Consider the following 12,159-nt stretch of genomic DNA (forward strand, 5'->3'; position numbering starts at 1 on the left):
AGCGCCTGTCAGATAGCGCACCTCGGGCAGCGCGGCGGACGGCTTTGCCGGGCGGTGTGGCGGACGCCGTGAGCCGTCGGGTAGTAAGCTCGCCGCAGTATGCGCACGCTTCTGCTTCTTAGTTGCCGCGGCGAGGCCTGAGACAGGCCGGCTTCCTCGTCGCGGGGGTTGTTGGTGCGCGCTGGCCGCCACAGGTTCTCTCCCGAAGCAGGAGCGGTAGAAGCGGTGACCACCCCACGGCAGTTTCCCGGCGTACAGCAGCCTTCCGGCATGCCCGTCGACAAGTACCGGCCGTTCGTCCCGGTCGACCTCCCCGACCGGGCCTGGCCGAACCGGACGATCACCCGCGCGCCCCGGTGGTGCAGCGTGGACCTGCGCGACGGCAACCAGGCGCTGATCGACCCGATGACCCCGGCGCGCAAGACGCAGATGTTCCAGCTGCTGGTGCGGATGGGCTACAAGGAGATCGAGGTCGGCTTCCCCGCCGCCAGCCAGACGGACTTCGACTTCATCCGGCAGCTCGTCGAGGGCGGGCACATCCCCGACGACGTCACCATCCAGGTGCTCACCCAGGCCCGGGAGGAGCTGATCGAACGCACGGTCCGCGCGCTCGTCGGCGCGCCGAACGCGCTGGTGCACCTGTACAACTCGACGTCGACGCTGCAGCGCCGGGTGGTGTTCGGGCTCGACCGGGCCGGCGTCACCGACATCGCCGTCCAGGGCGCGCAGTGGTGCGCCCGGTACGCGGAGAAGCTGCTGGCGGGCACCGACGTCCGCTGGCAGTACAGCCCGGAGTCGTTCACCGGGACCGAGCTGGGCTACGCCCTGGAGGTCTGCGAGGCGGTCATGGACGTCTGGCAGCCCACCGCGGACCGGCCGGTCGTGCTGAACCTGCCGGCGACCGTGGAGATGTCCACGCCCAACGTCTACGCCGACCAGATCGAGTGGATGTCACGCAGCCTGACCCGGCGGGACGCGGTCGTGCTCTCCCTGCACCCGCACAACGACCGCGGCTGTGCCGTGGCCGCCGCGGAGCTCGGGGTGCTGGCGGGCGCCGACCGGGTCGAGGGATGCCTGTTCGGCAACGGCGAGCGCACCGGCAACGTCTGCCTGGTCACCCTGGGGATGAACCTGTTCTCCCAGGGCATCGACCCGGAGATCGACTTCGGCGACATCGACGAGATCCGCCGGACCGTGGAGCACTGCAACCAGCTCCCGGTGCACCCCCGGCACCCCTACGGCGGCGACCTCGTCTACACCGCCTTCTCCGGCTCCCACCAGGACGCCATCAAGAAGGGCTTCGAGGCGATGGAACGGACCGGGCAGCGGCTGTGGGAGGTGCCCTACCTGCCCATCGACCCCAAAGACGTCGGCCGCTCCTACGAGGCCGTGATCCGGGTGAACAGCCAGTCGGGCAAGGGCGGCGTCGCCTACCTGCTGAAGGCGGAGCACTCCCTGGACCTGCCCCGCCGGCTGCAGATCGAGTTCTCCCACGCCGTGCAGCGCCACACCGACGACATCGGTGGCGAGGTGACCGGCGAGGAGCTGTGGGAGATCTTCTCCCGGGAGTACTTCCTGACCGCCGCCGCCTCCGACGCCCCGCTGGAGCTGCTCGGCTCCCGGACCACCGCCGCGCACGGGGAACGCGACGAGGTCCGGGTCTCGGTGCGCATCCACGGCGGTGAGGAGGTCATCAGCGGCACCGGCAACGGGCCGATCGACGCGTTCGTCGCCGCGCTGCGCACCCGGGACGTCGAGGTACGCGTCCTCGACTACCACGAGCACGCCCTGGGCTCGGGCGCGGACGCGCGGGCCGCGGCCTACCTCGAGGTCGCGGTGGGGGACAGGGTGTTCTGGGGCGTGGGGATCGACCCGAACATCGTCACCGCGTCCCTGCGCGCGGTGGTGAGCGCGGTCAACCGGGCCGCGCGGGAGCAGCCGATCGTCCCGGGCGTCCAGGCCGCCGCGGGTACCTGAGGGCCCCGGCCGTCCGAAGCTCTCCGGCGGTGAGGCCCGGGCATCCCGGGCCTCACCGCCGTCGGGTGCCCGGGGTGCCTTCGGGGCCTGGGGCCGCGCTCCCGAGGCCGGGCCCGGGAGCCGGGCGCGCCGCCGCCCGCTCCACCGCGATCCGGTCCGGGGCCGCCCGCTCCAGGGCCTGTCCCCGTGGCCGTGGACGCTCGTGCTCCCGTGGCCGCGGGCGTCCGCCGGACATCTCCGCCAGCCGGAGCATCAGCCGTTCGATGCGGACCAGGCCGACCGGCCGGCCCAGCTCGGTGACCACCACGACCGGGTCGAACCGCAGCGCTGGCACGCGGCCCATCGCCCGGCGCGCCACGTCCACGATGTGTTCGTCGGGCCGGGCGACCATGCTGGCCGGCACCCGCCGGGCCGCGGCGGCGCCGGGGGAGACGGGCAGCTGCAGCGCCACCGGCTGGTGGTGCCGGTTCACGACGACGACCGCGCCGCTGCCGCCACCGCCCGGATGTGCGCCACCGCTGGGATGTGGCGGTGCCGGCGTGCCGGGCCACCAGGCCGCCGGCGCCGAGGTGCCCCGGCGCTGCGCCCGGCCGTCCCCGACGGAGATCCGTACCTGCTCGAGCAGGCTGCCCACCCCCTCGCCGCGCCCGGTCCGCTGGGCGAGCAGCCGGATCCGCCGGGAGATCGCGGGGTCGAGACGTTGCCAGCTCTGCGCGGGGCGGCCGAGGTACCAGCCCTGCCCGAGCGGGACGCCGAGCCCGACGAGCACGGCCAGTTCCTCGTCGCGTTCGATGCCCTCGGCGATCACCCAGGCGTCCAGCCTGCTGGCGAAGACGTTGACCAGCTCGGTCAGCGTCCGCAGCACCTGGTCGCCGTCGGCGCTGGCGACCAGCTCCCGGTCGAGTTTGACCAGGTCGGGATGGACCCTGGCGATCTGGCGCAGCCCCGCGTAGCCGGACCCGACGTCGTCCATGGCGATGCGGCCGCCGCGCTCGCGCAGCGCCTGGACGGTGGCGGCCAGCCCGGGGGTCCGCTCGACGCTGACCGTCTCGTTGAACTCCAGGACGAGCCGGCTGAGGTCGGCGTCGGCCCAGACCGCGGCCACCTCCGTGGTGGTCAGCAGGTTCGGCATGACGTTGACGCTGAGGAAGCAGTCGGGTGGCAGCCGTTCGCGGGCCGCCAGCGCCGCGCGCAGCACCCTGGCCTCGAAGCGGGCGGCGACCCCGGCGCGCTCGGCGGCGGCGAACCACAGGTCGGGCGAGGGCGCCGCGGCCGACCCGAAACGCGCCAGCGCCTCGTACCCGGCGATGATGCCACGCTGGAGATCGACGATCGGCTGGAAGACGATGCGTGGCTGCCCCGGGTCGGCCAGCGCGTCGCGCAGCGCGGCGGACCACTCGTCCGCGGGGCCGGTCGCCTGGACGGGACCGGACGTGTGGTGGGTGGCGGAGCGGACCGGTGGTGACGTCGTTTCAACGATCATGCGTCGTACACTCCCTTGTGTCGTCGCATGCCACGCGTGCCCGACCGGGGGAGATGCCCGCTCGCCTCCAGCCGGTTACGAAGCTGCTTGCCGAGGCCGTTGTGGTATGTGGTCGGTGCACTGTACGTGAGGACCTGCGGGGACCTTTGTCACCATCGGCGATTCATCGTGCGTGTCGCGCACCCCGTGTCCGTCCCGGGCGGTTCCCGGGCGTGTCCGCGGGAAGCACACGGAAAAATCTTCACCGAGGCCCGCGGGAAGACCCGCCACGCCCCCGGGCAGGGGTGGGCGCCGCGAGTGGGCGGTGACGGATTACAGTCGCGTTCATGAGGCTTGCGGTCATCGGTGGGGACGGTATCGGGCCAGAGGTCGTCGCGGAGGGCCTGCGCGTCCTGCGCGTCATCGAGCCCAAGGTGGAGACCACCGACTACGACCTGGGCGCGCGCCGCTGGTACGCCACCGGCGAGACCCTGCCGGACTCGGTGCTCGACGAGCTGCGCGAGCACGACGCGATCCTGCTCGGCGCGGTCGGCGACCCCGGGGTCCCCAGCGGCATCCTCGAACGCGGGCTGCTGCTGCGGCTGCGCTTCGAGCTCGACCACCACGTCAACCTGCGCCCGGTGCGGCTCTACCCGGGCGTGGCCACGCCGCTGGCCGGCAGGCACACCATCGACATGGTCGTGGTACGGGAGGGCACCGAGGGCCCGTACGCGGGCGCCGGCGGCACCCTGCGCCGCGGCACCCCGTACGAGGTGGCCACCGAGGAGAGCCTCAACACCCGCTTCGGCGTCGAGCGCGTCGTACGGGACGCGTTCCGCCGGGCGCAGGCGCGCCCCCGGCGGCGGCTCACCCTCGTCCACAAGACCAACGTCCTGACCAACGCCGGGGACCTCTGGCTGCGCACGGTCGCCGAGGCCGCCCCCGAGTTCGGCGACGTCCAGGTCGACTACCAGCACGTGGACGCGGCGTCGATGTTCTTCGTCACGGACCCGGGGCGTTTCGACGTGGTCGTGACCGACAACATGTTCGGGGACATCCTCACCGACATCGGCGCGGCGATCACCGGCGGTATCGGCCGGGCCGCCAGCGGCAACCTCGACCCGTCCGGGAAGAACCCGAGCATGTTCGAGCCGGTGCACGGCAGCGCGCCGGACATCGCCGGGCAGGGGATCGCCGACCCGACCGCCACCGTGCTGTCGGTCGCGATGCTGCTGGCGCATCTGGGCCGGACTCAGGAGGCCGCCCGGGTGGAGGCGGCGGTCGCAGCCTCCCTGGCCGACCGTTCCCGGCCGCGTGGCGGCTACCCACACGACCAGATCTCCACGCGGGAGGTCGGGGAGGACCTGGCGGCGCGGGTCGCCGGCTGAGCTGTCCGGGCCGGCCGGGCTGTCCGGGCCGGCTGAGCCGGTCGCTCCGGCAGGCGGGCCTGTCGTGCGCGGTCGCGCGACCGGTCTGATACTTTCTGTCGTCGTTCCTGCTCAGAAGGTGGTTGTCCGTGCGCGAGTCGATGCGGGTGGCCGGAGAAACGCTATTCTCTGAAGGGCCGTAGATCCGGTACGACGGCAGCCGACGGGGCCTGACCACGGCGAAGATCGGCACGATCGTCACTCGCCCACCCGCTTCGTCGCATACGCCTGGAGTCACCTGTGTCCATCACACCGACATCGAAGATCTGGATGAGCGGCCGGTTCGTCGACTGGGACGACGCCCGCATCCACGTGCTCAACCCGACGCTGCACTACGGCTGGGGTGTCTTCGAGGGCATCCGCGCCTACCCCACCGCCCGCGGCAGCGCCGTGTTCCGGCTGACCGACCACATCGCGCGGCTGTACCGCAGCGCCAAGATCTACATGATGGAGCCGTCGTTCACGCAGGACGAGCTCATCGCCGCCGTCAAGGAGACGGTCGCGGTCAACAAGGTCGACGCCTGCTACATCCGGCCGCTGATCTACCTCGGGTACGGGGAGATGGGCCTCAACCCGCTGCCCTCCTCGGTCGAGGTGATGGTCGCGGTCTGGCCCTGGGGCTCCTACCTCGGCGCCGACGCGGAGCAGAACGGCTGCCGGGCCACCGTGTCCACCTGGCGCCGCAACGACAACAACATCATTCCGCCGGCGGCCAAGGCGTCCGGGCAGTACCTCAACTCGTCGCTGGCCAAGGTCGCCGCGCTCAAGGCCGGTTACGACGAGGCCATCCTGACCAGCCCCAACGGGAACGTCGCCGACGGGTCGGGCGAGAACGTCTTCATCGTCTCGGAGGGCAGGCTGATCACCCCGCCGCTCAGCGACGGGCCGCTCGGCGGCATCACCCGGGCGTCCATCATGCAGATCGCCGCGGACCAGGGGTACGAGGTCCGCGAGCAGCACATCGTCCGCACCGACCTGTACCTGGCGGACGAGGCGTTCTTCACCGGGACCGCGGCCGAGATGGTGCCGATCGTCGAGATCGACGACCGTCCGGTCGGGACGGGCCGCCCTGGCCCGATCACCCGCGAACTGCTCGAGCTGTTCCACCAGGCGACCCGCGGGGAGATTGACCGTTACAAGAACTGGAACGAGCTCGTCCAGGAGTCCTGAGCTCCGCAGGCATCCCCCGGTGGGCCGCCGGTCGCGCGGGCCAGCGCCTGGACGACCGACGACCCACCGGAGGAGTCCGCTCCCGTCCGTCCGGGTTCCGCCCATGTTGCACCATGTTCCGTCCACGGACCGTTGTTCGCGGTGACGGTCTGGTCAACGGACCATTCCGCGCCTACTCTCTCCTGTCAGGCTCTTTTTCACAAGTGCACAAGCCCTGGGGAGAGGCGTGATGCGGGTTTCCGACGGGATGACCAGTCCGGTACTCATGATCGGCCCGAACCACACCCTGCGTCAGGCGGCGCGGCTGATGGCAGCCCGGAAGGTGGGCGCGGCCATTGTGCGGGACGTCGACGGCGAGGGGTACACCATCCTGACCGAACGCGATGTTCTGACGTCGGTGGCGGCCGGTCAGAACCCGGATGCCGAACTGGTCGGAGATCATGTCGCCCGGGACGTCGTGTTCGCCGATCCCGGCTGGTCGTTGTCGGAGGCTGCCGGTGTGATGCTGCGTGGCGGGTTCCGGCATCTGATCGTCTGCGATCGGGGTGACGTGGCCGGCGTGTTGTCCATGCGCGATGTAGTGCGTTGCTGGAGCGTCCAGCGTGCATCCGTTTAGGAACCGCTGTTCATCTGTTTGGTCAACTGTTCCTTCTGCGCCGTTTTTTGCTCCATCGACGCACATCACTGCACAAGGGGGGCACCAGGCGCCCACATTTCCCGACATTGGCGCTACGGTCACGGTGTGCAGGAGGAAGAGGTAGTCGCGCTGCTGCGGGCGACCACATTGCTGAAGGAACTGGACGAGCCGGCTCTGGCGCGTCTCGCCGCACGCTCCGTCGTGCGCCGATACCGCCGCGGCCAGGTTGTGCTTACTGAAGGTGATCCAGCTGACACGTTGCTCGTAGTGGCCTCCGGCCGCCTGAAAATACTCACGACCGCCGACGACGGCCGTGACCACGTCCTGAACATCGCCGGCCCCGGCGACACCCTCGGCGAGCTCAACATCGTCGAGGCCGGCCCGCGCTCGGCCAGCGTCGAGGCGCTGGAGCCCAGCGAGGCCGTCGTCCTCGACCGGGCCGCCGTGTGGGAGCTGGTCCGGGAGCGCCCGGCCGTCGCCGAACAGCTCATCCGGGCGCTGGTGGCCCACGTCCGCCGGCTGACCGGGGCAAACGCCGACCTGGTCTTCCTCGACCTGCCTCGGCGCGTCGCCAAGCTGCTGTTGATGCGGATGCGGGAGTCCGGGCGCCCGCTGATCGAACTGGGCCTGACCCAGACCGAGATCGCCTCCCTGCTGGGTGGCTCACGCCAGTCGGTCAACCAGGCCCTGCGAGAGTTCGAGAAGCGCAACTGGATCCTCGCCGAGGGCCAGACCGTCACCATCCTGCAGGTCGAACGCCTCCGCCGCTTCGCCGGCGACTGAGGGGCCTCCCCCAAATAGTCGCTTTCGCGACTATTTGGGGACCCCTGGCTCTTGGGCGGGCCGCCGTCCGGGGCTTTTGGATCATCTGATGATGATCCAAAAGGTGAAGGCCGTGTGGCCGTGTGGCCGTGTGGCCGTGTGGCCGTGTAGCCGTGTGGCGATCTGGGGCTCTGGGTTCTTAGGATCCGTCGATCAATAACTGCGGTTCTCGATCGAGAGAGGCTGCTGTCAGCCCCGCAACAAGACCGACATCAGCAACCGGAGTTATTTTCCGGCAGCTCCCGTAACCGCAGTCGCCGTAGCCGTGCTCATCGAGACCGGGCCGGTGGAGTGAGGAAGGCCCGGATGATGTGGGCCCGGTCGGACCGGAAAAAGATCAGTAGGGCGGCGGTGGCCACGTGCAGCCCGACGACGAACGCCAGGTAGGGCAAGCCCTCGCTGTTGCCCGATGCGTTCTCGGTCACCAGGTGCTGCCAGGAACCGCCGATCAGCGCGGGTACCAGCACCGAGCGGCCCAGGCTGGAGACCGGGAACAGCTCGGTGATTCCTTGCAGGAGTCCGATGACGCCCGCTTGCGGGTACGTCAGTTCATGCACGACCGCGTCTCCGCTCGTCGGAGTGGCTCGCCCGCCCGCCGCTGAGTTGTCACAGGCGCTCCCGGACGGGCGCCGGGCCGCCCGGGTTTGCCGCCTCGTGTGGCGTTCATGTGGTGTCGAAGCAGCCGTCGAACTCGAACACCGGGTTGATCACATTTTTACCGGTGGAGGTCTGGATCATGACCGGGCCGACGATTTTGGTGGGGCCGCCGGCCTGGTAGCAGCCGTTGGAGCGGACCTGGAGTTCGAACTTGCCGTTTTGGGCCCTGCCGGCCGCGTCGGTCCAGCCGACCTGGCAGATCCAGTCGCTGCCAGCGCCCCTGTCGTGCGATCCGGGGGTGCTTCGGTGGCAGTCGGGTTTGGCGGCGACGGCGGCGGGGGTGAGCCCGGGGCGGCCGAGCAGGGCCTGCTGCTGGACGTAGAGGTTGGTGAAGACGGGGCCGACCGAGGCTTCGACGCGGGGCCGGGTGACGTCGGTGGCGCAGCCGGCGAGGGCGGCGGTCAGCGCGGTGACGGCGCCGACGGCGACGGCCGCGCGGATCAGCCGGTTGGAGGTGGGACGGGGCATGGCGGGTCAGCCTCCGGTGATGTCGCGGCGGCGCAGCGCCGTGTAGGCGATGGCCAGGCAGATGAGGATGTAGCCGACGCTGACGAGCGTGCCGTCGCGGAGCGGGCCGTAGTAAGGGTGCGCGGCGAGCAGGCCGTGCCAGGCGTCGAACGGGGTGACCAGCAGCAGGTGACGGATCGTGTCGGCACCGTTGAGGAAGGCGTAGAGCTGCATGAGCAGACCGAGGATGATCGGTCCGACGATCCCGGCGGGGCTGCTGCGGGTCAGCACCGACAGCATGATCCCCAACGCGGTGAAGCCGAGCAGGGGCGGCAGCGTGCTCGCCCAGGCGGCGAGGACCAGCCCGGCGGTGCGTCCCGACGGCAGCAGGGTGCCCGACAGGCTCTCCAGCGGCTGGTGGCCGACGAGGAGCACCCCGGCGGCCAGGCAGCTCAGCGCGAGGACGGCGAGGAGGAGCACCGCGAAGGTGGCCGCGGCGAGCGCCTTGGCCCAGAAGATCTGGGTGCGGCTGTGGGAGCGGGTGAGGATCGTCTTCCAGGTGCCGTGCTGGTCCTCGCTGGCGAAGATGTCGCCGGCGACGAGGCTGGTGAGCAGCGGGAACACCCATTGGGCGGCGAACCCGAGAACGAGCAGCGGGGTCGCGAAGCCGCTGGCGTGCACCCACCGGCCGTACAGGGTGTCCTTCGGCAGGCGGTCCTGTCGGTCGAGCAGCACCACGAACACGAACGGCGCGACGAGGCAGACGGCGAGCGTGGCGCGGGTGCGGGCCTGCGCGGCGAGTTTCGTGATCTCCCACCGGTAGGCGGTGACCACCCGGCCACGGCCGACCGGCCGGGGGCAGGCCGTCGCGGGCGGTACCGGGGCTGTGGCGGTGGTGGCTGGGGTGGTCACGAGGTCACTCCGGTGAGGGTGTCCGGCTGGGTCTGGGCGGGCTCACCGAAACCGGCCTCCGGGTCGGTTTCGGTGAGCATGAAGAACAGCGACTCCAGCGGCGCGATCTCCAGGTGAAGGGCGCGGACCGCCAGGTTGGACCGGCCGAGGGCGATGATGTAGGCGTCCGCGTCGGCGGCCTGGGCGCGCAGCGCCAGGCCGCCGTCGGGATGGACGGAGACGGCCACTGCCCGATGGCCGGCGGCCAGGCGCAGCGCCTGCTCGTCGTCGCTGGTCATCAGCCGATGGGACGGGTCGGGGGCCTGGGCGCGCAGCTGGTCAATCGAGCCGTGGTAGACCACCCGGCCGGTGCGCATGATGGTGACGTTGTCGCAGATCTCCTCGACCTCGTCCATGTTGTGGCTGCTCAGCAGCACGGTCAGCCCCCCGGCGGCAAGCCGTTTGACCAGGGCGCGCATGTCCCGGATGCCAGCGGGGTCCAGGCCGTTCGCCGGCTCGTCGAGCACGAGCAGCCGCGGGTCGCGCAGCAGCGACGCGGCGACCCCGAGGCGCTGGCGCATCCCGAACGAGTAGCCCCCGACCTTGTCACCCGCCCGTCTGGCGAGGTCGACGACGTCGAGCACCTCGTCGATCCGGCTGTCCGCCCCGCCGCGGTCCAGGCCGGCCAGCAGGTTCAGGTTCCGCCGGCCGGACAGGTAGGGGTAGAACCGCGGACTCTCGATGAACCCGGCGACCCCGTCCAACATCGACGGGCCGGCATCCCCCCAGGTCCGGCCGAACACCCGCAACGTCCCGGCGTCCGGACGGATCAGCCCGAACAGCATCCGCAGGAACGTCGTCTTCCCGGCGCCGTTCGGGCCGAGGATCCCGTACACCTCCCCGACATCCACCCGCAGATCAACATGATCCACCGCGATGAGACCACCGAAACGTTTGACCAGCCCGGAAGCCTCCACCGCCGGGACACCGACCGCCATACGTCCTCCAGTCGAACATCCACATGTCTACTACTCGGTGAATAGTAGACCCTCGATGGAGGTGGCGGGCGGCGGCGTCGGGACCGCTGAAAAGGCTGGTACCTCGAAGGCTGCCATGGAGCCTTCGCACGTCACGCTCGACTGTCAGACTCCTTGTACTATCAATCTAGTAGTAGCGAGGAGGGCGAGAGTGGCGCGGAGACCCAGGCGCGAACCGGGAGCACTCGAACGGGAGATACTTGCCGCGATCGCGGCGGCCGGCCGGCCCCTCACCCCGGCCGAGACACTCGCCGAACTCGGCGTGCCCCTGGCCTACACCACGGTGATGACGACCCTCGCCCGCCTGCACGACAAGGGTGCCCTGACCCGGGCGCCCGCCGGGCGTTCTTTCGCCTATGCCCCGGCCGCCGACCCGGACACTCTCGACGCCGCGCTCATCGCCCGGCAGATGATCCGGGTGCTGGGCGCCGGCGCACAGCGGGCCGAGACGCTGGCCCGTTTCGTCGCGGACCTGAGTCCGGAGGACGAACAGCTCCTCGTCGGCCTCCTCGCAGCCCACCAGCCGGCCGCCGACGTCGACAGCGCGGACGGCGGGCCTCGGCGATGACGGCCGTCGCGCTCGTCCCGTTCGCCACGAGCCTGCTGCTGGCCGTCGGCGGCGGCTGGCTCGGCCGGCGGCTGCCGCCCGCCGCCGCCACCCGGCTACTCACCACCGCCTGCCTGGTGACCGCGCTGGCCACCGGTTTCATCCTGGCGGTCGTCGCCTTCACCCTGCTCGCCCCACTGCCCCCGCTCGCCGCGGTCGGACACTGGTCGACCACCGTGGTGCGCGGGCACGACCCGCTGCCGGCCCCGGCCGGGCTGCTGCCCGCCGCCATCGTCATCGGGCTGCTCGCCGCCGCCACCCGCCGGGCGGTCGGTGTCGGCAAGGACCTGGCCGCCGCGGAACTCACCTGCCGCCGGCTCGGACCCGCCCCCACCGGTCTGGTCATCGTCGACGACGACCGCCCCGACGCCTACACCCTGCCCGGACTCACCGGCCGCATCGTGGTGTCCACCGCGATGCTGCGCGCGCTACCCGCCGACGAACGCCGCGTTCTGCTCGCCCACGAACACTCCCACCTCCGCCACCGCCACCACGCCTACACCCAGCTCGCCGACCTCGCCGCCGCCGCCAACCCGCTCCTGCGGGCACCTGCCGCCACCGTCCGCCTCGCCGTCGAACGCTGGGCCGACGAAGACGCCGCCGCGACCACCGACAACCGCGCTGTTGCCGTCCGCGCGCTGGCCCGCGCCGGCCTCGCCCGCGCGGGCACAGCGACCATGCCGACCGCGGCGCTCGGCGCCGTGCATACCGACCTCGCCCATCGGGCACGGGCACTACGGGAGCCGCCTCCGAAACCGCAGCCTGCCCTGGTCCTCGTACTCGCCGCGCTCATTCTGGCCACCGCGGCCGCCGCCGTCGGCACTTCCCGCACGACCGAACACCGGTTTGAACGCGCGCAGGCGACGTTCGCGCACCGGAGCTGACCGGTGATATTCGCAGCCATCGTCATGATTACATCGCCTCAGTGGCCGGTCGGTGGGCTTACCGATCATTCGGTGGTGGGTGGGAAAGGTGTGGGCTGTTTTGTGAGAGTGGGGCTGGGTGGTGCGGGCTTTGTCGGGGGC

Annotated in this window: 12 protein-coding genes; 7 read left to right on the forward strand and 5 right to left on the reverse strand. The window is 71.1% G+C overall.

Annotation, left to right across the window (positions count from 1 at the left end; all coding sequences use genetic code 11):
- Window positions 1–270: 270 nt before the first annotated feature.
- Window positions 271–1,977: a 2-isopropylmalate synthase gene (gene leuA, locus AC5LUJ_RS18315; protein WP_493465363.1), complete on the forward strand. Its 1,707-nt coding sequence runs from the start codon at window positions 271–273 to the stop codon at window positions 1,975–1,977.
- Window positions 1,978–2,029: 52 nt separating this feature from the next.
- Here leuA and AC5LUJ_RS18320 read toward each other — a convergent pair whose 3' ends face one another.
- Window positions 2,030–3,460 (reverse strand): EAL domain-containing protein, encoded by a 1,431-nt coding sequence (locus tag AC5LUJ_RS18320; protein WP_250283383.1) that lies wholly within the window; start codon window positions 3,458–3,460, stop codon window positions 2,030–2,032.
- Between the two features lie 326 nt (window positions 3,461–3,786).
- Here AC5LUJ_RS18320 and AC5LUJ_RS18325 point away from each other — a divergent pair, with 326 nt between their 5' ends.
- From AC5LUJ_RS18325 to AC5LUJ_RS18340, 4 genes are all read left to right on the forward strand, one after another.
- Window positions 3,787–4,827 carry a 3-isopropylmalate dehydrogenase gene (locus AC5LUJ_RS18325; RefSeq protein ID WP_250283385.1) on the forward strand — a complete coding sequence of 347 codons (1,041 nt, stop codon included), beginning with the start codon at window positions 3,787–3,789 and terminating at the stop codon, window positions 4,825–4,827.
- Window positions 4,828–5,106: 279 nt separating this feature from the next.
- Entirely contained in the window at window positions 5,107–6,036 is a 930-nt protein-coding gene (gene ilvE, locus AC5LUJ_RS18330) for a branched-chain-amino-acid transaminase (protein ID WP_250283387.1), read from the forward strand.
- 229 nt (window positions 6,037–6,265) lie between these two features.
- A complete protein-coding gene (locus AC5LUJ_RS18335) occupies window positions 6,266–6,652 on the forward strand; it encodes a CBS domain-containing protein (protein WP_250283388.1) in 387 nt (128 codons plus the stop codon).
- 126 nt (window positions 6,653–6,778) lie between these two features.
- Window positions 6,779–7,456, forward strand: coding sequence for a Crp/Fnr family transcriptional regulator (locus AC5LUJ_RS18340; RefSeq protein WP_250283389.1), 678 nt, complete (start codon window positions 6,779–6,781; stop codon window positions 7,454–7,456).
- 308 nt (window positions 7,457–7,764) lie between these two features.
- Here AC5LUJ_RS18340 and AC5LUJ_RS18345 read toward each other — a convergent pair whose 3' ends face one another.
- The 4 genes from AC5LUJ_RS18345 to AC5LUJ_RS18360 all read right to left on the reverse strand — a co-directional run bounded on the left by AC5LUJ_RS18345 (window position 7,765) and on the right by AC5LUJ_RS18360 (window position 10,488).
- Window positions 7,765–8,052: an undecaprenyl-diphosphate phosphatase gene (locus tag AC5LUJ_RS18345; RefSeq protein WP_250283390.1), complete on the reverse strand. Its 288-nt coding sequence runs from the start codon at window positions 8,050–8,052 to the stop codon at window positions 7,765–7,767.
- Between the two features lie 106 nt (window positions 8,053–8,158).
- The gene (locus tag AC5LUJ_RS18350; RefSeq protein WP_445548525.1) at window positions 8,159–8,620 is read right to left on the reverse strand and encodes a hypothetical protein; all 462 of its coding nucleotides are present in this window, start codon (window positions 8,618–8,620) and stop codon (window positions 8,159–8,161) included.
- A gap of 6 nt (window positions 8,621–8,626) precedes the next feature.
- Window positions 8,627–9,511 (reverse strand): ABC transporter permease, encoded by an 885-nt coding sequence (locus tag AC5LUJ_RS18355; RefSeq protein WP_250283392.1) that lies wholly within the window; start codon window positions 9,509–9,511, stop codon window positions 8,627–8,629.
- Window positions 9,508–10,488 carry an ABC transporter ATP-binding protein gene (locus AC5LUJ_RS18360; RefSeq protein WP_250283394.1) on the reverse strand — a complete coding sequence of 327 codons (981 nt, stop codon included), beginning with the start codon at window positions 10,486–10,488 and terminating at the stop codon, window positions 9,508–9,510. The genes AC5LUJ_RS18355 and AC5LUJ_RS18360 overlap by 4 nt, the downstream gene beginning before the upstream one ends.
- Before the next feature lie 190 nt (window positions 10,489–10,678).
- On the opposite strand from AC5LUJ_RS18360, the gene AC5LUJ_RS18365 reads away from it, so the two are divergent.
- Together AC5LUJ_RS18365 and AC5LUJ_RS18370 are read left to right on the forward strand one after the other, a co-directional pair.
- Complete coding sequence (locus AC5LUJ_RS18365; protein WP_250283396.1) at window positions 10,679–11,095, forward strand: BlaI/MecI/CopY family transcriptional regulator; 417 nt, start codon at window positions 10,679–10,681, stop codon at window positions 11,093–11,095.
- On the forward strand, window positions 11,092–12,018 hold the full coding sequence (locus AC5LUJ_RS18370; RefSeq protein ID WP_493465364.1) for a M56 family metallopeptidase: 927 nt from the start codon (window positions 11,092–11,094) through the stop codon (window positions 12,016–12,018). Before AC5LUJ_RS18365 ends, AC5LUJ_RS18370 begins: the two co-directional genes overlap by 4 nt.
- The last annotated feature ends 141 nt before the right edge of the window (window positions 12,019–12,159 follow it).

The organism is Protofrankia sp. CiP1_Cm_nod3 (assembly GCF_982290655.1).

What these genes read in the sequence shown, in the direction of transcription:
- AC5LUJ_RS18370 (WP_493465364.1), top strand. Translation starts at nt 11,092, where the DNA reads ATGACGGCCGTCGCGCTCGTCCCGTTCGCCACGAGCCTGCTGCTGGCC.
- AC5LUJ_RS18320 (WP_250283383.1), bottom strand. Translation starts at nt 3,460, where the DNA reads ATGATCGTTGAAACGACGTCACCACCGGTCCGCTCCGCCACCCACCAC.
- AC5LUJ_RS18350 (WP_445548525.1), bottom strand. Translation starts at nt 8,620, where the DNA reads ATGCCCCGTCCCACCTCCAACCGGCTGATCCGCGCGGCCGTCGCCGTC.
- AC5LUJ_RS18325 (WP_250283385.1), top strand. Translation starts at nt 3,787, where the DNA reads ATGAGGCTTGCGGTCATCGGTGGGGACGGTATCGGGCCAGAGGTCGTC.
- AC5LUJ_RS18360 (WP_250283394.1), bottom strand. Translation starts at nt 10,488, where the DNA reads ATGGCGGTCGGTGTCCCGGCGGTGGAGGCTTCCGGGCTGGTCAAACGT.
- leuA (WP_493465363.1), top strand. Translation starts at nt 271, where the DNA reads ATGCCCGTCGACAAGTACCGGCCGTTCGTCCCGGTCGACCTCCCCGAC.
- AC5LUJ_RS18335 (WP_250283388.1), top strand. Translation starts at nt 6,266, where the DNA reads ATGCGGGTTTCCGACGGGATGACCAGTCCGGTACTCATGATCGGCCCG.